This window comes from Methylosinus sp. PW1 (assembly GCF_000745215.1).
Classification (GTDB): Bacteria; Pseudomonadota; Alphaproteobacteria; order Rhizobiales; family Beijerinckiaceae; genus Methylosinus.
This window is the reverse complement of sequence record NZ_JQNK01000009.1, coordinates 371,387-395,907: the sequence shown is the minus strand read 5'-3', so window position 1 is coordinate 395,907 and position 24,521 is coordinate 371,387. Positions and strand designations below refer to the sequence as shown.

General features: G+C 65.9%; 19 protein-coding genes. 10 read left to right on the top strand and 9 right to left on the bottom strand.

The window, feature by feature from the left end:
* Window positions 1–18: 18 nt before the first annotated feature.
* The 4 genes from K369_RS11215 (at window position 19) to K369_RS11200 (ending at window position 6,576) form a co-directional block, all read left to right on the top strand.
* On the top strand, window positions 19–771 hold the full coding sequence (locus K369_RS11215) for a CDP-alcohol phosphatidyltransferase family protein (protein WP_036291191.1): 753 nt from the start codon (window positions 19–21) through the stop codon (window positions 769–771).
* A gap of 125 nt (window positions 772–896) precedes the next feature.
* Window positions 897–1,418: a Dps family protein gene (locus K369_RS11210; RefSeq protein WP_018265712.1), complete on the top strand. Its 522-nt coding sequence runs from the start codon at window positions 897–899 to the stop codon at window positions 1,416–1,418.
* A gap of 78 nt (window positions 1,419–1,496) precedes the next feature.
* The gene (gene pepN / locus K369_RS11205) at window positions 1,497–4,154 is read left to right on the top strand and encodes an aminopeptidase N (RefSeq protein WP_036291188.1); all 2,658 of its coding nucleotides are present in this window, start codon (window positions 1,497–1,499) and stop codon (window positions 4,152–4,154) included.
* Between the two features lie 121 nt (window positions 4,155–4,275).
* A complete protein-coding gene (locus K369_RS11200; RefSeq protein WP_036291186.1) occupies window positions 4,276–6,576 on the top strand; it encodes a HAMP domain-containing sensor histidine kinase in 2,301 nt (766 codons plus the stop codon).
* A 131-nt stretch (window positions 6,577–6,707) separates the two neighbouring features.
* Here K369_RS11200 and K369_RS11195 read toward each other — a convergent pair whose 3' ends face one another.
* On the bottom strand, window positions 6,708–8,273 hold the full coding sequence (locus K369_RS11195; protein ID WP_036291184.1) for a radical SAM protein: 1,566 nt from the start codon (window positions 8,271–8,273) through the stop codon (window positions 6,708–6,710).
* A gap of 316 nt (window positions 8,274–8,589) precedes the next feature.
* Between K369_RS11195 and K369_RS11190 the strand changes: the two genes are divergently transcribed.
* The 3 genes from K369_RS11190 to K369_RS11185 are packed head-to-tail and all read left to right on the top strand — an operon-like array spanning window position 8,590 to window position 11,029.
* On the top strand, window positions 8,590–9,006 hold the full coding sequence (locus K369_RS11190; RefSeq protein WP_036291182.1) for an SxtJ family membrane protein: 417 nt from the start codon (window positions 8,590–8,592) through the stop codon (window positions 9,004–9,006).
* A 34-nt stretch (window positions 9,007–9,040) separates the two neighbouring features.
* On the top strand, window positions 9,041–9,187 hold the full coding sequence (locus tag K369_RS27140; RefSeq protein WP_198033103.1) for a DUF5989 family protein: 147 nt from the start codon (window positions 9,041–9,043) through the stop codon (window positions 9,185–9,187).
* 6 nt (window positions 9,188–9,193) lie between these two features.
* A complete protein-coding gene (locus K369_RS11185) occupies window positions 9,194–11,029 on the top strand; it encodes a carbamoyltransferase (RefSeq protein WP_036291179.1) in 1,836 nt (611 codons plus the stop codon).
* Between the two features lie 162 nt (window positions 11,030–11,191).
* Here the strand turns inward: K369_RS11185 and K369_RS11180 are convergent, their stop codons facing one another.
* From K369_RS11180 to K369_RS11170, 3 genes are all read right to left on the bottom strand, one after another.
* Window positions 11,192–12,634, bottom strand: coding sequence for a HAMP domain-containing sensor histidine kinase (locus K369_RS11180; protein ID WP_036291176.1), 1,443 nt, complete (start codon window positions 12,632–12,634; stop codon window positions 11,192–11,194).
* Window positions 12,618–13,301 (bottom strand): response regulator transcription factor, encoded by a 684-nt coding sequence (locus tag K369_RS11175; RefSeq protein WP_036291175.1) that lies wholly within the window; start codon window positions 13,299–13,301, stop codon window positions 12,618–12,620. Before K369_RS11175 ends, K369_RS11180 begins: the two co-directional genes overlap by 17 nt.
* Before the next feature lie 175 nt (window positions 13,302–13,476).
* Window positions 13,477–15,060 carry a Do family serine endopeptidase gene (locus K369_RS11170; RefSeq protein WP_036291173.1) on the bottom strand — a complete coding sequence of 528 codons (1,584 nt, stop codon included), beginning with the start codon at window positions 15,058–15,060 and terminating at the stop codon, window positions 13,477–13,479.
* A gap of 273 nt (window positions 15,061–15,333) precedes the next feature.
* On the opposite strand from K369_RS11170, the gene K369_RS11165 reads away from it, so the two are divergent.
* Window positions 15,334–15,750 carry a cupin domain-containing protein gene (locus tag K369_RS11165; RefSeq protein ID WP_036291172.1) on the top strand — a complete coding sequence of 139 codons (417 nt, stop codon included), beginning with the start codon at window positions 15,334–15,336 and terminating at the stop codon, window positions 15,748–15,750.
* Between the two features lie 94 nt (window positions 15,751–15,844).
* On the top strand, window positions 15,845–16,852 hold the full coding sequence (gene corA / locus K369_RS11160; RefSeq protein WP_036291169.1) for a magnesium/cobalt transporter CorA: 1,008 nt from the start codon (window positions 15,845–15,847) through the stop codon (window positions 16,850–16,852).
* A 52-nt stretch (window positions 16,853–16,904) separates the two neighbouring features.
* Here the strand turns inward: corA and grpE are convergent, their stop codons facing one another.
* From grpE to gshB, 3 genes are read right to left on the bottom strand one after another with little or no spacing between them, the layout of a single operon-like run.
* A complete protein-coding gene (gene grpE / locus K369_RS11155) occupies window positions 16,905–17,507 on the bottom strand; it encodes a nucleotide exchange factor GrpE (protein WP_245278176.1) in 603 nt (200 codons plus the stop codon).
* Between the two features lie 55 nt (window positions 17,508–17,562).
* The gene (locus K369_RS11150; RefSeq protein ID WP_156967853.1) at window positions 17,563–20,415 is read right to left on the bottom strand and encodes a [protein-PII] uridylyltransferase; all 2,853 of its coding nucleotides are present in this window, start codon (window positions 20,413–20,415) and stop codon (window positions 17,563–17,565) included.
* The gene (gene gshB, locus K369_RS11145) at window positions 20,408–21,364 is read right to left on the bottom strand and encodes a glutathione synthase (RefSeq protein ID WP_036294898.1); all 957 of its coding nucleotides are present in this window, start codon (window positions 21,362–21,364) and stop codon (window positions 20,408–20,410) included. The genes K369_RS11150 and gshB overlap by 8 nt, the downstream gene beginning before the upstream one ends.
* Before the next feature lie 199 nt (window positions 21,365–21,563).
* On the opposite strand from gshB, the gene K369_RS11140 reads away from it, so the two are divergent.
* Window positions 21,564–22,886: a methyl-accepting chemotaxis protein gene (locus tag K369_RS11140; RefSeq protein ID WP_036291167.1), complete on the top strand. Its 1,323-nt coding sequence runs from the start codon at window positions 21,564–21,566 to the stop codon at window positions 22,884–22,886.
* Between the two features lie 196 nt (window positions 22,887–23,082).
* Here K369_RS11140 and K369_RS11135 read toward each other — a convergent pair whose 3' ends face one another.
* On the bottom strand, window positions 23,083–23,457 hold the full coding sequence (locus K369_RS11135; protein ID WP_036291164.1) for a YraN family protein: 375 nt from the start codon (window positions 23,455–23,457) through the stop codon (window positions 23,083–23,085).
* Complete coding sequence (gene rsmI / locus K369_RS11130; protein ID WP_036291162.1) at window positions 23,454–24,377, bottom strand: 16S rRNA (cytidine(1402)-2'-O)-methyltransferase; 924 nt, start codon at window positions 24,375–24,377, stop codon at window positions 23,454–23,456. Before rsmI ends, K369_RS11135 begins: the two co-directional genes overlap by 4 nt.
* Window positions 24,378–24,521 lie beyond the last annotated feature (144 nt).

Below are 24,521 nucleotides of genomic sequence, written 5' to 3'. Positions count from 1 at the left end.
GGTTTTCGAGGGGGTTTCTTGGCGAACCGATTGAACACGAGCCTTTTGGCGATCGGCGAGCGGCGCGTGCTGCAGGCGCTGGCCCCGCGACTCCCCGCCTGGACCACGCCGGATCATCTGACGGCGGCCGGGCTGGTCGGCGCGGCGATGACGGCGGCGGGCTTCGCGCTCAGCCATTGGTCGGCCGGTTTCCTCACACTGGTGGTGGCGGGCCTGTTCCTGAACTGGTTCGGCGATTCGCTCGACGGCACTCTGGCCCGCTACCGCGGGATCGAGCGTCCGCGCTACGGCTTCCTGCTCGATCATTCGAGCGATCTGATCGCGCAGAGCCTGATCGTGGTCGGCCTCGGCGTCTCGCCCTATTTCACGCTTCCCTCGGCGCTGTTCGTGCTCTCGCTCTATCTGCTGATGAGCTCCTACACTTATCTGCGCGTGGCGACGGCCGGCGTGCATCGACTGTCCTATGGCGGCATGGGCGCGACCGAGTTCCGCATTCTGGTCGCGGCCTGGAGCCTCTTCGCCTGCTGGCTCGGCCCGCAGGTTGTGGAGGCGCGGCTGTGGCGCTTCTCCGTCCTCGACGTGACGATCGGAACGATGTCGGCCATCGCCTTCGCGCTCTTCGTTCTGATGGTGCGTCAGGATCTGTCGCGGATGGACCGCGACGACGAGCATGAATCGGCGACTATCCACCGCCTGCCGACGCGCCGCTCCGCGGCCGAGCCGGCTGCGGCCGAGCCCGCGCGCGAGCTTCCCGGCGTCTCGGCCGGCTGAGGCGCGCGCGCAAGCCGCAAAAGAATCCGCGCTCTGCAAAAAATCCGCGTCCAGCCATGGGAAGCCGCAGGCGCCGGCATATCTTGTCATAGCGATCCAGCCCTCCGCCCGAGGAGTAGCGACGCATGACAAACCGTGAAATTCGTTCCCGCCAAAAGGCCGCGCTCGAGACGCCGACCGGCTTCTCGCCCGAGGCGACGCGCGACCTTACCGGCGCGCTCAACGCCGTGCTGGCGGATGTTTTCGCCCTTTATCTCAAGACGAAGAATTTCCACTGGCACGTCTCCGGCCCACATTTTCGCGACTATCATCTGCTGCTCGACGAGCAGGGCGCGCAGATTTTCGCGACGACGGACGAGATCGCCGAGCGCGTGCGCAAGGTCGGCGGCACCAGCTTGCGCTCGATCGGCCATATCGCGCGGCTGCAGCGCATCCTCGACAATGACGCCGATTATGTCGATCCGCAGGACATGCTGGCGGAGCTGCGCGACGACAATGGCGCGCTGGCGGCGCGCATGCGCGAGGCGCATTCCATCTGCGACGAGCGCGGCGACGTCGCCACGGCGAGCCTGCTGGAGAATTACATAGACGAGGCCGAAAGGCGGATATGGTTCCTGTTCGAGGCCGGCCGCCGCGGCAATGCGTGACGTGAATCGGCTGCGGCGGTCCCGTTTCCGTTGCGAAGCCGCGCGGCCGCGTGTAGGTGTGACGGGCATCGAGGTCCCATGCGCAACCCACCCCCCCAGGCCGTTCGTCTCGCCGATTATCGCCCGCCCGCGTTTCTGATCGACGCGGTCGATCTCGATATTTCCCTGCATCGAAGCAAGACGCGCGTCGTCGCGCGCCTCGCGATCAGGCGCAACCCCGCCGGCCAGGCGGGCGCGCCGCTCGCGCTCGACGGCGACGGGCTGGTCTTGCGGCGCGCGGCGCTGGATGGCGCGCCGCTCGCGCCCGAGGCCTATGAGGCGACGCCCGATTCCTTCGTGCTGCGCGCCCCGCCCGAGGGGCTCTTCACGCTGGAGCTGGAAACGGAGGTCGATCCCTCCGCCAACACGCAATTGAGCGGGCTCTATCGCTCCGGCTCCGCCTATTGCACGCAATGCGAGGCGGAGGGCTTCCGCCGCATCACCTATTTTCTGGATCGTCCGGATGTTCTCAGCGTCTATACGACGCGGATAGAGGCCGAGAAGAGCGAAGCTCCCGTCCTGCTCGGCAATGGCAATCCGGTCGCCTCCGGCGATCTCGAAGGCGGGAGACATTTCGCGGTCTGGCGCGATCCGTTTCCCAAGCCCTGCTATCTCTTCGCCCTCGTCGGCGGCGATCTCGGCCATATCTCAGAGAGCTATCGCACCGGCTCCGGCCGCGTCGTCGCGCTCGCCATCTATGTCGAGCGCGGCAAGGAGCCCTTCGCCTCCTATGCAATGGACTCGCTGGTGCGCTCCATGCGCTGGGACGAGCAGGCATTCGGGCGCGAATATGATCTCGATGTGTTCAACATCGTCGCCGTCTCCGACTTCAACATGGGCGCGATGGAGAACAAGGGCCTCAACATATTCAACGACAAATATGTTCTGGCCTCGCCCGAGACCGCGACCGACTCCGACTATGCGGGCATAGAATCGGTCATCGCCCATGAATATTTCCACAATTGGACCGGCAATCGCATCACCTGCCGCGACTGGTTCCAGCTGTGCCTGAAGGAAGGTCTGACCGTCTATCGCGATCAGGAATTCTCGGCCGATCAGCGCTCGCGCGCGGTGAAGCGCATCTCCGACGTGCGTGGCCTGCGGCTGCAGCAATTTCCCGAGGACGCCGGCCCGCTCGCCCATCCGGTGCGGCCGAACCTCTATCACGAGATCAACAATTTCTACACGGCCACCGTCTATGAGAAGGGCGCGGAGATCGTCCGCATGCTGAAGACGCTGATCGGCGAGGCCGATTTCCGTCGCGGCATGGACCTCTATTTCGCGCGTTTCGACGGAACGGCGGCGACGGTCGAGGATTTCCTCTCCTGCTTCGCCGAGGCTTCGGGCCGCGATCTGACGCAATTTTCGCTCTGGTACGAGCAGGCCGGCACGCCGCTCGTGACTGTGGCGAGCGACTATGACGCGAGCGCCAAGACGCTGACGCTCAGCCTCGATCAATCGACGCCGCCGACGCCCGGGCAGAGCGATAAAAAGCCCTTCGTCATTCCGCTGGCGCTCGGCCTCATCGGCGAGAATGGCGACGAGCTGACGCTGTCCGCCGCGCCCGGCGAGAACGGCGCCAGCGCGGAAGAATGCGCCCGTAGCGTCGTCGAGCTTTCGACGCCTTCGCGCCGAATCGTGTTCGAGAATGTGCCGTCGCGCCCGGTGGTGTCGCTGCTGCGCGGCTTCTCCGCGCCCGTGCGCCTCACGCCACCGCAATCGGCGGAAGACCTCGAGCGCCTGCTCGCCCATGACAGCGATTCCTTCAATCGCTGGCAGGCGGCGCAGAGCCTCGCGCTGCGCTCCATCTTCTCGCGCATAGAGGCCGCGCGCGGCGGCGCGGCGTCGGACGATCGCGCCTTTTTCGATTCTCTGAAGCGGCTCGTCGAGGCGGGAGAGGGCGATCCCAGCCTCGTCGCGCAGGCGCTGGCTCTGCCCTCCGAGATCGACATCGCGCGCGAGATCGGCAAGGACGTCGACCCCGATGTGATCTTCGCGGCGCGCTCCGGGCTGAAGCGCGATCTCGGCCGCCATTTGGGCGCGGCGCTCGCCGAGGCGCATGCCCGCTTCGCCGCGCAGGAGGGCTTCTCGCCGGACGCCGACAGCGCCGGCCGACGCGCCATGCGCAATGTCGCGCTCGATCTTCTGGCGGCGGGCGATCCGGCCTCGGGCGGTCTGCTGGCCGAGCGGCAATTCGCCGAGGCGACCAATATGACCGATCGCATCTCGGCGCTGGCGACGCTGTCGCATGTGCCGGGCGCGGCGCGGGAGGAGGCTTTCGCGGCCTTCTATGAGCGCTACAAGAAAGACCATCTCGTACTCGACAAATGGTTCTCGCTGCAAGCGACAATTCCCGAGGCGGAGACCACCGCCCGCATCGCCCGGCTGATGGAGCATGCGGATTTCTCGCTCGCCAACCCCAATCGCGTGCGCGCGGTGGTCGGCTCCTTCGCCAATGGCAATCCGACGCGCTTCCATGCGCTGGACGGTTCCGGCTATGCGCTGCTCGAGCGCGTGGTGCTGGAGCTCGATCCGAAAAATCCGCAGCTCGCCGCGCGGCTGCTCTCGGCGCTGCGCTCCTGGCGATCGCTGGAGGAGCGCCGTCGCAAGCTCGCCGAATCGACGCTGCGTCGCATTCTTTCGACGCCCGATCTCTCGGCCGATGTTTCGGACATAGCGACGCGCGCGCTCGCCTGAGGGGCTTTACGTCCTTTTAAGGTCTGGACAAAAGGCCGCCGCCGGATTCGAATGGGGCTGATTCGGGGCGGGATGCGGCGCGTTTTTCCCCCTCTTAGACAAACTGCGGGGATGAGCGAAAATGGCGCGTGGGCGCGCGGCCAATACGACGACTTGCGCCGATACGTCATGGAGCGCCGCGGCCTCCTCGAGCATCGGCCGGCTGATTGCAAAGACGCCGAGCGCGCGCCAGCTGGCGCTCGCGCTCGGCACCTGCGCCATAGCATTCGGCGCTCTGCTGCTCCTTCTGGCCGAGGCCGCGCATGAGCGCACTCTGGCCGAGGCGGCGCAGGAGCTCGAGATTTTCGCGCGCGCCGTGTCGCGCGACGTGGAGACGACGCTGCGCGCCGGCGCGGCGACGCTGCCGGACTATGCCGCGACGCGCGGACGCCGCGTCGCCGTCGCCGATGGGGCCGGCCAGATCGTCGCCGCGACGGCGCCGCTCGTGGCCTCCGGCGCGCTCGCCGGCCTGCTCGGCGCCGAGCAGCTGCTGACCGAATTCGGCGAGAAGGCCGGCGTCATGCGCGTCATCCTCGCCGATGGGCGCAAGGCGCTCGCCACTGTGCGCAATCTTTCGTCAGCGCCAGGGCAGAGCGGAGGCCAGGGCGGCGGGCAGGTGGCGGCGATCCTCCCCTATGACGCGGCGCTGGCCGAATGGCGCAGCCTCGTCGCCCTCTATGCGGCGCTGTCCGCCGCTGCGGCTTCCGCCACTGCGGTCGGCCTCTTCGCCTTTCGCCGGGAGGCGCGCCGCGCAGCGCTCGCCGAGCGGGCGCAGATCGATCTGCGCCGGCGCGTCGACGCGGCGCTCGGCTCCGGCCGCTGCGGCCTGTGGGATTGGGACATTGCGCGCGGGCGCATCCATTGGTCCGATTCCATGTTCGGCCTGCTCGGCCTCGATCCGGAGCAGCGCTCGCTCTCCTTCGGCGAATTGAAGACGCGGCTGCATCCGCAGGACGGCGATCTCGTCGCCATCGTCGAGACGATCGTCGCCTCCGGCTCGCGCGGCATGGATCACGAGTTCCGCATCCGCAATGCGCGCGGCGAGTTTCTGTGGCTGCGCGCCTGCGCCGAATTGATCGACGATCAAGAAGGCGGCAAGCGCCTCGTCGGCGTCGCCGTCGATATTTCCGAGCAGCGCGCGCTGGTGGAAGGCGCTGCGACGGCCGACATGCGGCTGCGCGACGCCATAGAGACGATCTCGGAAGCCTTCGTGCTGTGGGACGCGCATAATCGGCTCGTCGCCTGCAATTCGAAATTTTTGGCGCTGCACGGCCTCGCCGCCGAGGCCGCGGCGCCGGGCGCGAGCTATGCGCGCATCATGGCGAGCGCTTCCGCCGCGCTCGCCGAGACGCAGATCGTCTCCGATGCGGCCGTCACGGCGAGCGAGCGCACCTATGAGGCGCGGCTGGCGGATGGCCGCTGGCTGCAGATCAGCGAGCGCCGCACCAAGGACGGCGGCTATGTTTCGGTCGGCGCCGACATCACTGCGCTGAAGCGCAATCAGGAGAAGCTCATCGATTCCGAGCGTCGGCTGACGGCGAGCGTCGCAGACCTCTTGAAATCGCGGCAGACGCTGGAGGCGCAGGCGCAGCAGCTCGCCACTCTCGCCGAGCAATATCATCTGCAGAAGGGCGAGGCCGAGGCCGCCTATCAGGCCAAGTCCGAATTCCTCGCCAATATGAGCCACGAGCTGCGCACGCCGCTCAACGCCATCATCGGCTTTTCGGAGATGATGCAGGCGCAAGTGTTCGGCGAGCTCGGCTCGACCAAATATGTCGAATATTGCAACCATATCCATCAGGGCGGCCGCTATCTGCTCGATGTGCTGACCGATATTCTCGACATGTCGCGGCTCGAGGCCGGCCGCGTGCGTCTCGACCAGCGCGAGGTCGACGTCTCCGGCGCCGTGCGCGCGACGGTGGAGCGCTTCCACCACAGCGCCGAGACGAAGCGCGTCGAGATCAGCGTCGACGCTCGCGACGGGCTGCGCTGCTATGGCGATCACGACGCGATCGTGAAGTCGATCGGCGTGCTGGTTTCCAACAGCCTGAAATTCACCACGGCCGGCGGCGCGGTGCGCGTGCGCGCGCGCCGACTCGCGCGCTCTGTCGCCATTTTCGTCGAGGACGATGGCTGCGGCATCGAGAAGGCCGCCATTCCCAAGCTCGGCCGCCCCTTCGAGCAGCCGATCGCCGTCATCGAGAATGGCATGAAAGGCTCCGGCCTCGGCCTCGCCATCGCGCGCTCGCTGATGGCGCTGCATGGCGGCGCGCTGCGCATCCGCTCGCATGAGGGGATCGGCACGATCGCGATGCTGCGTATTCCGGTGCGGCCGACGACGCGTGCGATTTCGACGCAAGGCGCGCGGACGTCGCTGCATTGAGGAGGCGAGCCATCAGGCTCGTGCGCTATACGATTTCGGCTGAATGGTTCGGCGCGATCTCCCTCTCTCCGCTCGCGGGGAGAAGGAAGGCGGCAATGCCGCGCGACTGATGACAACGCCGGCCTCCGCCGTCACTCCGCTGCGGCCTCCGCCATTTCCCGCCGCGGCGGCGCATAGGCCAGCTGCGGCTCCCAATAATTGCCGCGGTCGAACATGTGCCGCGCCTGCGCATATTGGAACATGATGCGGCCGACGATCTTCGCCGTCGCCGGCTTGCGCAGCGCCGCGCCCCACACTTTGTTCCACATGCGCCCTTCGGCGTCGCCGAGACGGCGCACCTCGGCGGCGATCTCCATCGCCTGCCGCTCCACCTCGCGGAAGTTCTCGAACTCCGGCAGCCTGGCGGCGCTCAAATCGCGCGCGCGGCCGAAGCTGTGAATGAAATTCAACATGCGCTCGCCGAAGGCTGCGGGCGAATAGAGCGCATTGCAGAGATTGTGCAGGCCGGAATTCAGCTCCTCCATGCTCATCGTCACGGGGCGAATATTGGAGCCCCAGGGCACCGCCTGCGTCTCCACAGTGCCTTGCAGCAGGCGTCCCTCGGCGGTGATGCGATCGAAGAGCGGCGTCGCCTCCGAGGCCATCAGCGCGCCGAGGCTGAAGATGGGGATCGGCGTCGACATGGCGAACTCATATTGTTGCGAAAACACATTCGGCCCATCGTGATCGAAGCCGACGATCATGCCGCCCATCACCGAAATGCCGCGGTCGATGAGCTTCTGCACCTCGCTCGGAATGTCGATCTTCAAATTCTGCTTTTTGCCGGTCTCGCGCAGGCTGTCGAGATTGGGCGTCTCTATGCCGATGAACACTTGATGCACGCCGGCCTCGACCAGCATGTCCATCAGCTCCGCGTCGCGCGTCGCGTCGATGGAGATTTGCGTGACGAAATCCATCTCATGGCCATTGCGCCGCCAATGCGCCATTGCCTCCAGCAGCTCCTTGCAATGGGCGCGATAGGCGGTGAAATTATCGTCCGCCAAGAATGTCGCGCGAAAGCCATGCGCCCATAGAGCGTCGAGCTCGGCGATCACATTGGCGATCGGCTTGTGGCGCTGCTTGCGGCCGAGATATTGGATGACGTCGCAGAATTCGCATTCGAACGGACAGCCGCGCGAGGTCTGCACGGCGCCGAGCATGGCGCGATGATTGGGATAGAGATCCCAACGCGGGATCGGGCTCGTCGCCAGCGAAGGCTTGTCGCCGATGTAGCGATCACGCGGTCGCCCGCGGCGCAGATCGGCGAAGAATTCTTCCGAAATCTCCTCGATCTCGCCGCTCACCAGCACGTCGCAATGCGCGGCGAGATGATCGGGGCTGAGGCTGGCGTATGGCCCGCCGATGATGACCTTCTTGCCACGGCGACGAAATTCGTCGGCGATGGCGATCATGCGACGACGCTGGCTCACCTTGCCGGTGATGCAAATCCAATCCGCCTCATGATCGAAATTCACGGGCGCGACGCCCTCGTCGCTGATCTCGATCGCGAAGTCGCGCGGCGCCATCGCGGCGACGGTGGTCGATGAGAGATCGGCCATCATCACGCCGGACGGCCGGCCGGACGCGACGAGAATCTCTGCGCCGAAGTAGGTTGGAAAATCTGCAGCGGGATTGACAATATAAAGGGATGAGGTCATTGCAGGCCCCTTTCCGACAACCCATGAATTAAGGTCCTTTTTTTTGTCGCGCGCAAGCCGAAAGCGCGTTGCGGCCGCCTATTTCGCAAGGCGCCGGGCCTTTGCTCGAAGGTCATCCACAGGCTCGCCCGCGCCGCGAGGCCGGGGCGCAAAGTCGTGGATTGTCGAAACGTCTTGCCGCTCAATCTTCTACATCGATCTGCGGACGCGGATGGGGATACCCCGTAATTGACGCTCCACTTTTCATCGCCTAAGCCTCGCGAGGTTTCGGTGACGACGCGTTTCTACGGTTTTTTTCAGGGGATAGCGCCATAAGATGACGCATGAAGCCCTCACTTCGGATCGGCCGGTCGAGCGTGGTTCCGATCGCTCCTTCGGCCTGGTGATCGCCGCCGCGCTGACCATTTTGGCGCTGGCGCCGATGTGGCGAAACGGCTCTCCGCATCTGTGGGCGCTCGCGGTCGCTGCGGTTTTCGCGGCGCTCGCCATCATCGCGCCCAAGCGGCTCGCAGCGCTCAACGATCTGTGGCTCGCCTTCGGATCGACGCTTCACAAAATCGTCAATCCGATCGTCATGGCCGTGCTGTTTTTCGGCGTGGTGACGCCGATCGCAATTCTCTTTCGTCTGCGCGGGCATGATCCGCTCGCGCTGCGTTTCGACCCTGCGGCGGAGAGCTATTGGACACTGCGCGGCGATGCGGACGGCGCCTCCGACATGCGCAAGCAATTCTGACTGGAAAAGCAATTTCTGACAGGAGACGAATGCGATGGATATGGTTGTCGAGCTGTGGGATTTCGTCGCGAGACGCAAGAAATATTGGATGGCGCCGGTGCTCGGCGTGATGATGCTGCTCGGCGGGCTGATGCTGCTGCAGGGAACGGCGGTCGCTCCTTTCATCTACACGCTGTTCTGATCGCTCGTGCGAATTCTGGGCGTTTCCGCCTTCTATCACGACAGCGCAGCAGCGTTGATCGAGGATGGACGCATCGTCGCCGCCGCGCAGGAAGAGCGCTTCTCTCGCGTCAAGCATGATGCGCGCTTCCCCGCCAACGCCATCGATTATTGCCTCGCCGCCGCCGGCGTCGAGGCAAAGGACATCGATCACGTCGCCTTCTACGACAAGCCTTTCGTGAAGTTCGAGCGCCTGCTAGAGACCTATATGTCCTTCGCGCCGCGCGGGTTTCAGTCCTTTGCGACCGCTCTGCCGGTGTGGCTGCGCGACAAGCTGTTTCAAAAATCTCTGCTCGCGCAGAAGCTGAAGCATCACGCGCCCAATGTCGATTGGCGCGCGCGTCTGCTCTTCGCAGAGCATCATCTCAGCCATGCGGCGAGCGCCTTCTATCCATCGCCATTCGACGAGGCTGTCGTGCTGACGATGGACGGCGTCGGCGAATGGGCGACCACATCGGTCGCCTTCGGCGCGGGCGCAAAGCTCGCCATGCAGCGCGAATTGCGCTTTCCGCATTCGCTCGGCCTGCTCTATTCGGCCTTCACCTATTACACGGGCTTCAAGGTCAATAGCGGCGAATATAAGCTGATGGGCCTCGCGCCCTATGGCGAGCCGAAATATGCGAGCCTCATTCTCGATCATATCGTTGATCTGAAACAGGACGGCACATTCCGTCTCGATCAATCCTATTTCGATTATTGCACAGGGCTGCGCATGTCGAGCGAGAAGCTGCATCGCCTATTCGGCGGTCCGCCGCGCGCGCCGGAAGAGCAGCTGACGCAGCGTCATATGGATATAGCCGCGTCGATCCAGGCGGTGACGGAGGAGATCGTGCTGCGCCTGACGCGCGCGCTGGCGGCGGAGACGGGCGCGCGCAATCTCTGCCTCGCCGGCGGCGTCGCGCTCAATTGCGTCGCCAATGGCAAAGTGCTGCGCGACAAGAGCTTCGAGCGCATCTGGATTCAGCCCGCGGCCGGAGACGCCGGCGGCGCGCTCGGCGCCGCGCTGCTCGCCTATCATGAATTCAACGGACGTCCGCGCGCCGCGTGCGGCGAAGGCGACGCAATGCAGGGCGCCTATCTCGGGCCGTCCTATTCGCAGAGCGATATAGAGCGCCGCCTCGCCGATTGCGGCGCGCGCTTCACGACGCTCTCGGATGAGGAGACCATCGCAGCGACGGCGCGCGATCTCGCCGACGGCAGAGCGGTGGGCTGGTTTCAGGGGCGCATGGAGTTCGGCCCGCGCGCGCTCGGCGGGCGCTCCATTCTCGCCGATCCGCGCTCGCCGCAAATGCAGAGGACGCTCAATCTCAAGGTGAAATATCGCGAATCCTTCCGGCCCTTCGCGCCTTCGGTTTTACGCGAGCATGTCGCCGATTGGTTCGATCTCGATGAGGATTCGCCCTACATGCTGCTCGTCGCCGATGTCGCGACGAAGCACAGGCTCGCGACCAGCGCGGAGGATGAGGCGCTGTTCGGCATAGAACGGCTGAATCGTCCGCGCAGCGTCATTCCTGCGGTGACGCATGTCGATGGCTCCGCGCGCGTGCAGACGGTGCATCGCGAGACCAATCCGCGCTATCACGCGCTGATCTCGGCCTTCCATGCGCTGACATCCTGTCCCGTGCTGGTCAATACGAGCTTCAATGTGCGCGGCGAGCCAATCGTCTGCAAGCCGGAGGACGCCTTCGCCTGCTTCATGGGCACGGAGATCGAAACGCTCGTCATCGGCAATTGCCATTTGCGCAAGGAGGATCAGGACCCCGCGCTGCGCAAGGATTACAAGGACAGATTCGAGCTCGACTAACGCTCTCCCTCGCCCCGCTTGCGGGGAGAGGGTCGGGGTGAGGGGCTCGGGGCGTGGGCCAGAAACGGAAAACGCCCCGAGCCCCTCATCCTCACCTTCTCCCCGCTCGCGGGGAGAAGGAAGGCGGCGAAACCCGCGCGAAACGATCAGCCGAAAATCATGTCATTCCGCGGGCGGCGCCAGCGGAACGGCGGGGGAGGGCGCAGCGCTCGGCGCATGGGTCTTGGCCTGGGCCGCGCGCGGCATCGCCAGCACGACGCGCAGGCCCGGCGCATTGTCCTCTATGCGCAAGGTCCCGCCATGCAGGCGCGCCACGGCGGCGGCGAGCGAGAGACCGAGGCCGGAGCCCGGCCGCGAGCGCGAATTCTCGAGCCGCACGAAACGGCCGATCACCCGGTCGCGATCCTTCTCCGCTATGCCGGGGCCGCGGTCGGAGACCGCGATCTCTATGCCGTCGCTCGTCCCTCGCGCCGCGACGCCGACGACGGCGCCCGGCTCGGTCGCGCCATATTTCAGCGCATTGTCGACGAGATTGACCAGCGCCTGCCCGAGCAGCTCGCGATTGCCGCGCAGCGTCAGGCCCTCGGCGGCGGCGAGCTCTATGCGCGCGCCATGCTCCTCGGCGACGGGCTCGTACATTTCGGCAATGTCGGCGGCGACGCGGCCAGCGTCGAAATCGCTGGAGAAATCGCTGCAATAGCCGGCCTCCGCGCGGGCGATCATCAGCAGCGCGTCGAAGATGCGGATGAGCGCGTCGGATTCCTCGATCATGTCGGTCAGCGCGTCGCGATATTGGTCGGCGCCGAGATCGGCGCGCAGCGCGGCGTCGGCGCGATTGCGCAGGCGCGTCAGCGGCGTCTTGAGATCATGCGCGATATTGTCGGAGACCTCGCGCAGCCCAGTCATCAGCTGTCCGATGCGGTCCAGCATGGCGTTGAGATTGCCGGCGAGACGGTCCAGCTCATCGTCCGCGCCCATCAGCGGCAGGCGCTGCTCGAGATCGCCGGACATGATGCGGCGGGCCGACGCGGAGAGCTTGTCGAGCCGCGCCAGAATGCGCCGTGCGACGATTAGGCCCCCGAGCGTGCCGATGGCGATGAGCCAGAACAGCGAGGCGACGAGCGCCCGGCGCAATATGCCGCGCAGCAGCTTCCTGTCTTGCAGATCATGGCCGACGAGCAGGCGAAAGCCGCCCGGGAGCTGGAACAGCCGCATCATGGCGCGATGATGGGCGGAGGTCTCGCCGCGCCGCTGATAGCGCGCCTCCACCAGCTCGGTGCCGTCCGGCAGGTCCGGCGGCAAAGCGGCGATATTGCCGACGACGAGCTCGCCGGAGAAGGTCGTCACCAGATAGAGCGAGGCTCCGGGCGTGCGCACGCGGCGCTCGATCACCTCGACGAGCTGGCGAATGCCGCCTTCCGAATATTGCTCGGCGAGGCCGCGGATATCGGCGTCGATCGTCTGCGCGGTCTGCTCGTCGAAAAGGTCCTCGACATTGATCTGCACGCGGGTCAGCACCAATGCGGCGCCGATGCCGAAGAGCACCAGATAGGCGAGCGACAGCTTGAAGGCCGTCGTGCGGAAGAGTCTAACGAGCGCCTTCACGGATCATATATCCGGCGCCGCGGATCGTGTGCAAAAGCGGCGTCTCGCGGCCCTTGTCGATCTTGGAGCGCAGTCTGGAGATGTGGACGTCGATGACATTGGTCTGCGGATCGAAGTGATAATCCCAGACATTCTCGAGCAGCATGGTGCGCGTCACCACCTGGCCGGCGTGCTTCATGAGATATTCCAGCAGGCGGAACTCGCGCGGCTGCAGCACGATCTCCTGTCCGGCGGACACCACCTTATGGGCCAGCCGATCGAGCTCGAGGTCGCCGACGCGATAGACGGTCTCCTCCGGCTTCGGCCCGCCGCGGCGGCGCGCCAGCGCCTCGACGCGGGCGAGCAGCTCGGAGAAGGCGTAGGGCTTGGACACGTAATCGTCGCCGCCGGCGCGCAGGCCGCGCACGCGATCGTCCACCTGGCCGAGCGCGGAGAGGATGAGGGCGGGGGTGTCGATCTTCTGCTCGCGCAGGCCCGAGATCAGCGAGAGCCCGTCCAGCTTGGGCAGCATGCGGTCGATGACGAGCACGTCGTAATGACCTTCCGCCGCGGCCGCATAGCCGGAGAGGCCGTCCGCCGCATGGTCGGCGACATGGCCTTGCTCGCGAAACGCCTTCACGAGATAGGCCCCGGCTTCCGAATCGTCCTCGACGACCAATATTCGCATCTCTCTCATATAGCGCGCCTCGAATAAAAACGGCAGGCCGGCGATACGCGCCGACCTGCCGCGGCTGACGCGGCGGGAGAGGAGACGAAACGCCTCCCGCCGCCTCCTTTGCGCTGGCCCGCTACACGGGGGGCGGGCAAAACGGGCCGATCGCGCAAGAAGCTCTAGAGCGCCGTCACGACGCCGGATTGACCGAGAGGGCGACGAAGCGGGCGCCCTCCGGGGATTTCACGCGCAGCAGGACGGATTTGCGGCCCTCCTTCTTGGCCGAGTCGATGGCGGCCTGCAGATCGCCGCGCCCTTTGAGCGTCTGGCCATTGGCCTCGACGATCACATCGCCCTGGCGCAGGCCTTTCTGGGCGGCGGCGCCATTGGGGTCTATGCCGACGATGATGAGGCCCTCGCCGCCGCGGCCGCCGCGCACCTCGGCCGCCGGGGCGACCTCTATGCCATAGGCGGCCAGCGCCGCGCCGGGCTCGACGCCGTCGTCATTGGATTCGGCGGCGGCAGTCTCCTTCTCGCTGGGCAGCTTGCCGAGCTTCAGCTTCACGTTCTTTTCCGCGCCATTGCGCAGATAGGTCAGCTCCGCGCTCTTGCCGGGGCCGAGCGTCGCGATGCGACGGGCGAGGTCGCGCGGACCGTCCACCTTCTGGCCGTCCACGGCCGTCACCACGTCGCCGGCCTTCAGCCCGGCCGCCTCGGCCGGTCCGCCGCGCTGCGGCTGCGCGATCAGCGCGCCTTTGCTCGTCTTGAGCCCCAGGCTCTCGGCGATCTCCGGCGTGATCGGCTGGATGGAGACGCCGATCCAGCCGCGCGCCACCTGTCCCTTGTCCTTGAGCGCGGCAATGACGTCCTTGGCCACCTCGGAGGGGATGGCGAAGCCGATGCCGACCGAGCCGCCGGAGGGCGAGTAGATCGCGGTGTTGACGCCGACGACCTGCCCCCGCTCGTCGAAGGAGGGGCCGCCCGAATTGCCGCGGTTCACCGGCGCGTCGATCTGGAGGAAATCATCATAGGGGCCGGCGCCGATGTCGCGGCCGCGCGCCGAGACGATGCCCGCCGTCACCGTGCCGCCGAGGCCGAAGGGATTGCCGACCGCGATCACCCAATCGCCGACGCGCGGGCTGGAGCTCGCCCAGTCCACATGCGGCAGATTATTGCCGTCGCTGATCTTCAGCAGCGCGAGATCGGTGCGCTTGTCGGTTCCGATGATCTTGGCGGGCAGCGTGCGGCCGTCGTCGAACGTCACCTCCACCTGCGTCGCATTCTCGACGACATGGTTGTTGGTGACGACATAGCCGTCATTGGTGATGACGAAGCCGGAGCCTTGCGCCTGCGTCATATGCTTCTGCCGGCCGCGTCCGCCTCCCGGAGGCTCGCCGAAGCGGCGGAAGAAGCGATAGAGCGGATCGTCCGGCGAAAGCTCGGGCGGCGCGCCGGGAAAGCCCTCCTCGGGGCCGCCGCCGGCCTCCAGCGCCTTGGTCTTGATCGCGACCACGGCGGGCTTCACCCGCTCGACGACATCGGCGAAAGATTGCGGGCCGACGGCCGGGGCCGCGCTCTGGCTGGAGCTCTGCGTCTGCGTCGCGGGGGCCTGGCCCCAGGCGAGGGTCTGCGCCGGGGAGAGCAGTGTCGCGCCGAGCGCGAGGGCCGCGGCGCCGGACATCAGGGCGAGGCGGAACGGGCGTCCTTCCGGACGACGCCAACGCGCCGTGCGGCTGGTGGCGAGAGCTCGACGAAACAGCATAGGCAAGGTCATCAAACCTTCTCCATCGATCTGCCATCGGCGTGCTCTCACTCGGGAGCTGCGGCCGGTGGCGCGGCGGGGCGTCCGCCTGTCGACGATGAAGATGGTGTTCGCGAGCTTACGCCACAGTGGCGGCTGCATGAAACTTTCGTAAGGCGCGAGCGTGGGCTAGAGCGCGCCGCCTTCTCGGGCAATTCGCCCGGCGCCCGGAGGGATGGCGTCCATGGCGCGGCGCGGCCTCTTTCGCCAGGCTGTTCCGGTCGTCTCGGACCGGGAGGAAGCGCAATGACGAAATTCATTTTTAACGACGAGAACATCGATTGGAAGAGACTCGAAGGGATCGATCACCTCTGGCTCTCCGTGCTGAATATCGATGACGAGGCCGGCATCGTTCATGTCTTGTACAAATTCGCCGCCAATGAGAAAATCCTGCTGCATCGTCACAAGACTCTGAACAAGACCTTCGTGATTCAAGGCGAGCATCGCCTCTATCACGCCAATGACGAGCTAAAGGAGGCGCGGCCGGTGGGCAGCTACAAGGTCAGCCCGCCGACGGAGGACCCGCATCGCGAGGGCGGCGGCGATCAGGACGTGATCGTTTTCTTCACCATCTATGGGAAGGGCCTTCTCTACGAAATTCTGGACGATGCGCAGAATGTCGTCGCGCCGATCACTGTCGAGGACTTTCGCGCGCTGATGTGAAGCGCGGGGCTCGATCGGCGGAAGAGGGACGATTGCCTTCATCGACGGCGGCGCTTAGATCGTCGCCGATCGATCCTCCGATGAGGCCCCGAGCATGAGTGTATCGAGCGCTGCGCCGAGCGACGGACGTGAGCCGGGCGTGGTCGCCGCCGCCGTCTACTCCGACGGCCGCCGGCTTCAGGACATTGCGATCGACGAGGCCGGCGCTTTCGCCGCGCGTCCCGGCCATGTCGTTTGGATCGGCCTCTATGAGCCGTCTTTCGCGCTGCTGGCGCGCGTGCAGCGGCAGTTCGATCTGCATCCTCTGGCGATAGAGGACGCCGGCAAGGCGCATCAATATCCCAAGCTCGAGCAATATGGCGACGGTCTCTTCATCGTCGCGCGCACCGCGCAGATGGAGAATGGCCGCATCGCTTTCGGCGAGACGCATCTCTTCGTCGGCAAGGGCTATGTGCTGTCGATCCGCCACGGCGCCTCCAGCTCTTACGCGCATGTGCGCGAGCGTTGCGAGGCGGCGCCGCATGGGCTCTCGGAGGGCGAGGATTATATCGTCTACGCCATTCTCGATTTCATCGTGGACAATTACTTTCCCGTGCTGGCGACGATCAATGCGGAAGTCGAAGAGATAGAGGATCATATTCTCGCGCAATCGCCGGACAAGGCGCATGTCGATCGGCTTTATGCGCTGCGCCGCGATCTCTTGCGGCTCGGCAACGCCGTCGCGCCTCTGGTCGACGTCTGCCAACGCCTGGAGCATACCGAGGTGATGGCGATCGACGCCGCCATGCGTCCGCATTTTCGTGATGTGACCGACCATATTCTGCGCGTGCGCGAGCAGATCGCCACTTTGCGCGAGGTGCTGGCCTTCGCCTTCGAGGCGAGCCTGATGAACGGCCAGATGCAGCAGACCCACATCACGCGGCGGCTCGCCGCCTGGGGCGCGATATTGGCGGTGCCGACAGCGATCGCCGGCATTTACGGGATGAATTTCAAGAATATGCCGGAGCTCGAATGGCGCTACGGCTATTTCCTCATCCTCGTGGCGACGGTGGCGATCTGCGCGACGCTCTATTGGCGCTTTCGCCGCAATGATTGGCTCTGACGCGCGGCGTCATCCACGTCGCGCGCTCCCGGTCCTCCAGAAAAAGCGTGGGTCAGGCCTTCGGCCCGCCCCGCGAGATTCCGACTTTGGCGGGGCGTAGCACGCGCTCGCCGATCGTATAGCCGGGCTCGACCACTTGCGCGACCGTGCCATGCGGCACGCTCTCGTCCGGGATCTCGAACAGCGCCTCGTGCTGATTTGGGTCGAAACGCTGGCCCTGCGCCTCGATCTTCTTGACGCCGAAGCGGGCGAGGCGAGAGACGAAATCGCGCTCGGTCAGCTCGACGCCTTCGATGAAAGTGGACAGGCTCTGCTCGAGGCCCTCGCGCGCCTTTGCCGGCACGCTGTCGACCGCGCGGCGCAGATTATCGGCGAAGGTCAGCATCTCGCGGGCGAAATTGGTGACGCCATAGGTCTTGGCGTCGGCGATCTCCTTATCGGCCCGCCGCCGCAGATTCTCCATATCGGCGAGCGTGCGCAGCAGCTTGTCCTTCAAGCTGGCGACCTCGGCGTGGAGATTGGCGAGCTCGGTGAAGGGCTCGGGCTCGGCGATGTCGGATTCGGCGCCCGGCTGCGCCAGAGCGGAGGCCTCGGCGTCCTCGGCCTGACGGGCGCGAGCCTCTTCCTGCGTGTCTTTTTTCTTATCGTCGCTCATGATCTCTTCCATTGGCGATGAAACGTCCCCGATATCAGTGCGGGAGCGCGCAAAATCAAGTCGGGGCGGCGCCCGCGCCCCCGCCGGAGGCCTTTCGCACGCGAAGCGCGAAGACATCCAGCAATTGGCGCTTTATCGCCGCCTGACGCGAGGGCGAGACGATTTTCCCGCCGGTCAGATCGGTCACATAGAAGGCGTCCACGGCCCGCTCGCCGAAGGTCACGATATGAGCGGAGCCGATGTTGAGATTGAGATTGGAGATGGCGTTGGTCAGATCGAAGAGCAGGCCGACGCGGTCGAGGCCGGAGACCTCGATGACGGTCGCCATATTGGCGAAGCTATTGTCGATGACGACGCCCGGCGCAATGTCGAAGGCCGTGGTAGAGCCGCGCTGCGCGCTGCGCGCGGCCACCGCCTCGGAAATGGCGATCTCGCCGCGCAGCGCTTTCTCTATGTAATCGGCGACGCGGCGCGCGCGGCGCAATTCGTCGTCGTCCAGCGGAAAAGCGCGCGAGAAGAAGATGGTGTCGAGCGCGAGCCCGTCCGCCGTGGTGAAAATATGTGCGTCGACGATGTTGGCGCCGCTGGCGGCGCAGGCGCCGGCGATGATCGACAGCAGACGCCGATGATCCTGCGCGACGACGGTGAGCTCCACCGCGCCGCTCTTGGTGTCGAGATCGACAGTGGTGACGAGCGGCGCCTTGGCGTCTTTCAAATCGCGGAGCAGGCGCGCATGGCGCACCTTGCGGGAGAGATCGGCCTTCAGCCAATAGGCGGAGTAATGCCGCTGCGCATAGGCCTGGAATTCGGCCTCGCTCCATTCCGCGAGCGCGGCGCGCAGCTCCTCTTTCGCATGGGCGACGCGGCTCTTGCGATCGGCCGCCGAATGGCCGCCGCCGAGCACCACTTCCGTCTCCCAATAGAGCACATTGAGCAGCTGCGCCTTCCAGGCGTCGAGCACGCCGGGGCCGACGGCGTGAATGTCGCACATGGTCAGCACGAGCAGCATTTTCAGCCGCTCCATCGTCTGCACGATGGCGGCGAAATTCTCGATCGTGCGACGGTCGGAGAGATCGCGGCTCTGCGCTATGCTGGACATCAGGAGATGATGCTGCACCAGCCAGGCGACCGTATCCGTATCGCCGGGATCGAAGCCGAGCCGCGGACACAGCGAATGCGCGATGGTCGCGCCGGCCACCGAATGGTCCTCCTTGCGGCCCTTGGCGATATCGTGCAGCAGCAGGCCGAGATAGAGCGTCTTGCGATTGGAGATGGTCGGCAGAATGTCATTGGCGAGCGCGGCCTGTTTCGGCCCGCGGCCCGATTCCAGCGCCGCCAGCGCGCCGACCGCGCGCAAGAGGTGCTCGTCGACCGTATAGTGATGATACATGTTGAACTGCATCATCGCGACGATGCGGCCGAATTCGGGAATGAAGCGCCCGAGCACGCCGGTCTCGTTCATGCGCCGCAGCACGGTCTCCGTCGTGTTGTGCGACAGCAGAATCTCGAGGAACAGCCGGTTCGCCTCCTTGCTCGCGCGCAGATCGGAGTCGATCAGCCGCAGCGAGCGCGTGACGACGCGCACGGCGTCGGGATGGATCGCGAGGCCGTAGCGGTCCGCGGTCCAGAACAGGCGGATGATATTCACCGGATCGCGGCGGAACACATCCTCGGCCGCGACATTGACGCGGTCGTGCTCGACGATGAAATCATTCGACGGCATTTTGCGCGAGCGGCGCCGCAGCCGGCCGAGCACGCGGTCCAGCATGGCCGGCGGCTTGGCCTCGCGCGCCTCCAGCGCCGCGCAGACTATGGCGGTGAGATCGCCGACGTCCTTGGCGACCAGGAAGTAATGCTTCATGAAACGCTCGGTGCGCGAGAGGCCGGCGCGGTCGTGATAGCCGAATTTCGCGGCGAGCATGGGCTGCAGATCGAAGGAGAGGCGCTCCTCGGCGCGGCCAGTGGAAAAATGCAGCTGGCAGCGCACGCGCCACAGAAATTCCTCGCAGCGCTGGAACAGCGTCAGCTCGCTGCGCGTGAAGAGGCCCGCGGCGACGAGCTCCTCCGGCTCGCGCACGCGATAGACATATTTGGCGATCCAGAACAGCGTGTGCAGATCGCGCAGGCCGCCCTTGCTCTCCTTGACATTGGGCTCGACGAGATAGCGCGAGGAGCCCGCGCGCGAGACGCGCTGATCGCGCTCGGTGAGCTTGGCGGCGACGAACTCGCGCGCGTCGACGCGCATGATCTCGCGATCGAAGCTCTCGAGCAGCTCGTGAAAGAGCTCCGAGCTGCCGAGGATGAAGCGCGCCTCCAATATTGTGGTGCGTATGGTGATGTCGGCGCGCGCCTGGCGCAGGCATTCGGCGACCGAGCGGCTCGAATGCCCGACCTTCTGGCGCAGATCCCAGAGCACATAGAGGATCGCCTCGACGACGCTCTCGCCCCAGGGCGTCTGCTTATAGGGAAGCAGGAACAGAAGATCGATATCGGAGCCGGGCGCCAGAGTGCCGCGCCCATAGCCGCCGACGGCGACGATGGTCAGCCGCTCGCCGAAGGTCGGATTATCGGCGACATAGACGAAGCGCACGACATAATCATAGATCGCGCCGATGATCTCATCCTCGAGATCGGAGAGATAGCGCGCGCAGACGAGGCCCTTGCCGCCGGATTCGAGATAGGCGCGCGCGATCTCATGGCTGTCGGCCAGCACATTGCGCAATATCTCGACCACGGCCGCGCGGGGCGGCTCGCCGGGCTTGGCGGTTCTGCTCACGGCGGCGATCTTTTCGCCGAGCGTCGCGCGCAGGCCCTGCGCGCTCGGCGGCTGCGGCCGCACGGGCTTCAAAGGCTCCTCCTGCAATGGCTCCTCCCGCGCGCGCAGCGCGGCTTTGCGCGCGTCAGCCATTCGCGCGCAGCTTCGCGAGCTTGGCCTCGATCGCGTCGAAGATGGGCGCGGCGAGGTCGGGTCCGCCGAGCCGGGCGAGCGCCCGCAGGCCGGTGGGGGAGGTGACGTTGATCTCGGTCAGATTGCCGTCGATGACGTCTATGCCGACGAACAGCAGGCCGCGCTCGCGCAGCGCCGGGCCGAGCCGCGCGCAGATTTCGCGCTCGCGCTCGGTCAGCGCCGTCGAGGCCGCCGCGCCGCCGCGCACCATATTGGAGCGAATGTCGTTCTCCGCCGGAACGCGATTCACCGCGCCGAGCGGCTCGCCGTCCACCAGCAATATGCGTTTGTCGCCCTTGCTGACGGCCGGCAGAAAGCGCTGCACGACCCAAGGCTCGCGGAAGATGGAGGAAAAGAGATCGAACAGCGAGCCGAAATTGGGATCGATCGGCTCTACCTTGAACACGCTGGCGCCGCCATGGCCGTAGAGAGGCTTCATGACGATCTCGCCATGCTCGGCGCGGAACGCCTCGATTGCCGCCCGGTCGCGCGTCAGCAGCGTCGGCGGCATCAGATCGGCGAATTCCATGACGAAGACTTTTTCCGGCGCGTTGCGCACGGCGGACGGATCATTGACGACGAGCGTGCGCGACTGGATCTTCTCCAGAAAATGCGTCGAGGTGATATAGGCGAGGTCGAAGGGCGGGTCCTGCCGCAGCAGCACGACATCGACGCTGGCGAGATCGAGCGTGCGCTCCTCGCCCAGCTCGTAATAGCGCGCGGAATCGTCATAGACGGCGATCTCCCGCGCCGGAGCGCTCAGCCGTCCCGCGCCGAGCGACAGCTTGTCCGGCGTGTAGTGCCACAGGCGATGGCCGCGCCTTTGCGCCTCGAGCATCAGCGCGAAGGTGGAATCTCCGGCGAAATTGATTTTGTCCAGGGGGTCCATCTGGACCGCGACGTCGATCATGCTCTCGATGTCTCTTTCGTGGCGCACCGCGCCGGCCGCCATGGGTCGCGAGGGAGGAAGTAACGCTTTTCGTCCCGGGGCGAAAGCGCTTCCTCGATTTCGGGCGTCCCGACCACATAGACGTTAACTCCGCTTGAAGGAGATCGGTCTAAAACGACGGACAACTGTCAAGACCGGAACAAACTGGATACAGCCCCCAATGCGGTTCACCTCGATCGGCGCTGGCCTCGCGCTCAGGCAGTTCCTTTTTCTGGCTCTGCTGCTGCTCATGGGCGCGACCGCCTATGTCTCGGTCGCCAATGTCCGCGATCTGACCGGGGCCGCGGCCGATCCGGCCAATGCGGCGCGGGCGTCGCAGCTGGCGGTGACGGCCAATCAGGCGGCGGCGACGCTATCGCTCGAGCTGCTGCTCGGCACGCTGGCGGCCGCTTTTCTGGTGGTCGGCGTCTCCATTCCCACCATTCACCGCACCATCGCCTCGCCGATCAAGACCATCGCCCGCCAAATGGCCGATCTCGCCGCCGGCGACACCACCATTGTGGTGCAGGGCGCCGAGCGCGGCGACGAGATCGGCGCGATCTCCAAGGCTTTGATCGTGCTGCGCGACGCGGTGCGGGCCAATAATGAGATGGCGGCCGAGATCCGCGCCCGCGACGATCGCGAGGAGCGGCTGCGCCGCGAGGCTGTGATTCGCGATCAGGTCGAGCATTATTCCCACGAGCTTTCGGCGACGACCGCGGCGCTCGGCGAGCTGACGAAGAAAATGGCCGGCGCATCGGAGGAGATGATCGTGCAGGAACGTCGCGCCCGCGAGGATACGGATTTCGCCCGCACCGCCTCGTTGCAGGCGGCCGCCGACGTCGCCTCCGTCGCCACCGCCTCGGAGCAATTGCTGGAGGCGATCGGCGAGATCAGCCGTCAGGCGGTGGAGTCGACCACAGTGGTGCGCCAGGCCGTGCAGGAGACCAATGGCTCCAGCGCCGAGATGCTGCGCCTCTCCGCCGCCGCCAATCGCGTCGGTGACGTCGTCAGCCTCATCTCGCGCATCGCCGCGCAGACCAATCTTCTCGCGCTCAACGCCACCATAGAGGCGGCGCGCGCCGGCGAGGCGGGCCGCGGCTTCGCCGTGGTGGCGCAGGAGGTCAAGAGCCTCGCCACCCAGACCGGCAAGGCGACGCAGGAGATCGCCGATCAGATTTCCGAGATTCAGGCGGCGACCAATCTCTCCGTCTCCTCCATCGACAAGATCAAGAACAAGATCGCCGAGGTGGAGCATATTTCGGCGATCATCACCTCCGCCGTCCACGAGCAGGACGCCGCCACCAAGGACATCACCCGCAGCGTGCGCTCGGCGGCCGACAGCGCCTCGGCCATGTCGCAGCATGTCTCGCAAGTGGCGAGCGCCATGGCCATGACCGGCGCCGGCGCCGAGTCGATCGTGACGCTCGCCCGCGAGATCGACCATATGGCCCGCCGCACCCAGGCGCATACGGAAGAGCTGGCGCAGAGCCTCGCGAGCTGAGACAGTCCACTCGAGACAAAAAAAGTTCGCGCCCTTCCTTCTCCCACTTGTGGGACAAGGTGGCCCTCGCGTCAGCGAGGGTCGGATGAGGGCGCCTTGCGTCCCACGGACCCTCATCCGTCGCGCATTCGCGCGACACCTTCTCCCGCAAGCGGGAGAAGGAAGGGCCGCGGCTTCAGCTTCTCGCCTCTTTACTTCATCCCAAATCCAGCTCGAACGCCGCTTCCACATGCAGCGGCAGGCGCTTCGGCGCGATATAGACCGCGTCGCCGCGCAGCACATGGTCGGCGGCCCAGGGATTGGACGCCAGCCATTTCGACGCCGCGCGGGAGATGCGCCGGCGCTTCTCCTCGGTGATGGAGATCATCGCTTCTTCGAGATTGGCGCGCGCTTTCACTTCCACGAAAGCGATGGTCCGACCGCGACGCGCCACAATGTCGATCTCGCCGCCGCGAATGCGATAGCGGCGGTCGAGGATGGCGTAGAATTTGGCTCTCAGGAAAAGCGCCGCGATCGTCTCGGCGCGCAGGCCGCCGCGATGGCGCGCGCGCCTTTCTTCCGTCTCGCTCACTCGCGCGTCTCGCTCTCGCGCTCGGCGGCGAGCTTGATCGCTCGCGCATAGACCTCGCGGCGCGGCCGTCCGGTGGAGGCGGAGACGACGCTGGCGGCGTCTTTCAGCGAATGGGCGGCGAGCGCCTCCTCGAGCTTGGCGTCGAGCTCCGCCTCGCTCGTCGCCTCGGCGCCCGCGCCGGGCGGGGCGATCAGCACGACGATCTCGCCGCGCGGCGGCTCCTCCTCGCGCAGAGCGGCGGCGAGCGCGTCGAGCTTGCCGCGCCGCACCGATTCATAGAGCTTGGTCAGCTCGCGGGCGATTGCCGCGTCGCGCGGGCCGAGCACGGCGGCGGCGTCCTCCAGCGTCTCGGCGACGCGCTTGGGCGATTCGAAGAACACGAGAGTGCCGGGAATGCGCGCCAGCTCGGCGAGCCGCGCCCGCCGCGGTCCGCCCTTATGCGGCAAAAATCCCTCGAAGAAGAAGCGATCCGTCGGCAAGCCGGCGACGACCAGCGCCGCCAGCACGGCGGAAGGGCCGGGGACCGATGTGACCTTGATTCCCTTCTCCAGCGACTCGGCCACGAGCTTGAAGCCCGGGTCGGAGACCAGCGGCGTGCCGGCGTCGGAGACCAGCGCGAGCGCCGCTCCGGCCTCCAGCCGCGCGATGAGATGCGGCCGCATCACATGGGCGTTGTGCTCGTGATAGGCGACGAGCGGCGTCGAAATCCCATAATGGGCGAGCAAAGTCTTGGTGACGCGCGTGTCCTCCGCCACGACGGCGTCGGCCGCCGCCAGCGTCGACAAGGCGCGGAAGGAAATATCCTTCAGATTGCCGATCGGCGTCGCGACGAGATGCAGCCCGGGCGCGATCTTCTCCGCCTCCGCCCTCAGGCCGAAAGCGGTATAAGCCGCCGGCGTCGTCACTTTTCCCTCGCTCATGGCCCGCCTCTCTGCCGATGCGTTCGATGAATCGTCCGCATGTTCTTTTTACAGAACATGGAAAGCGCGTTCAAGGCCGCAATTTCCCCGCAAAATTCCATTTTATTTCAATTTAGGGGTTGCCGCGCGCTTTCCGCAATCGCG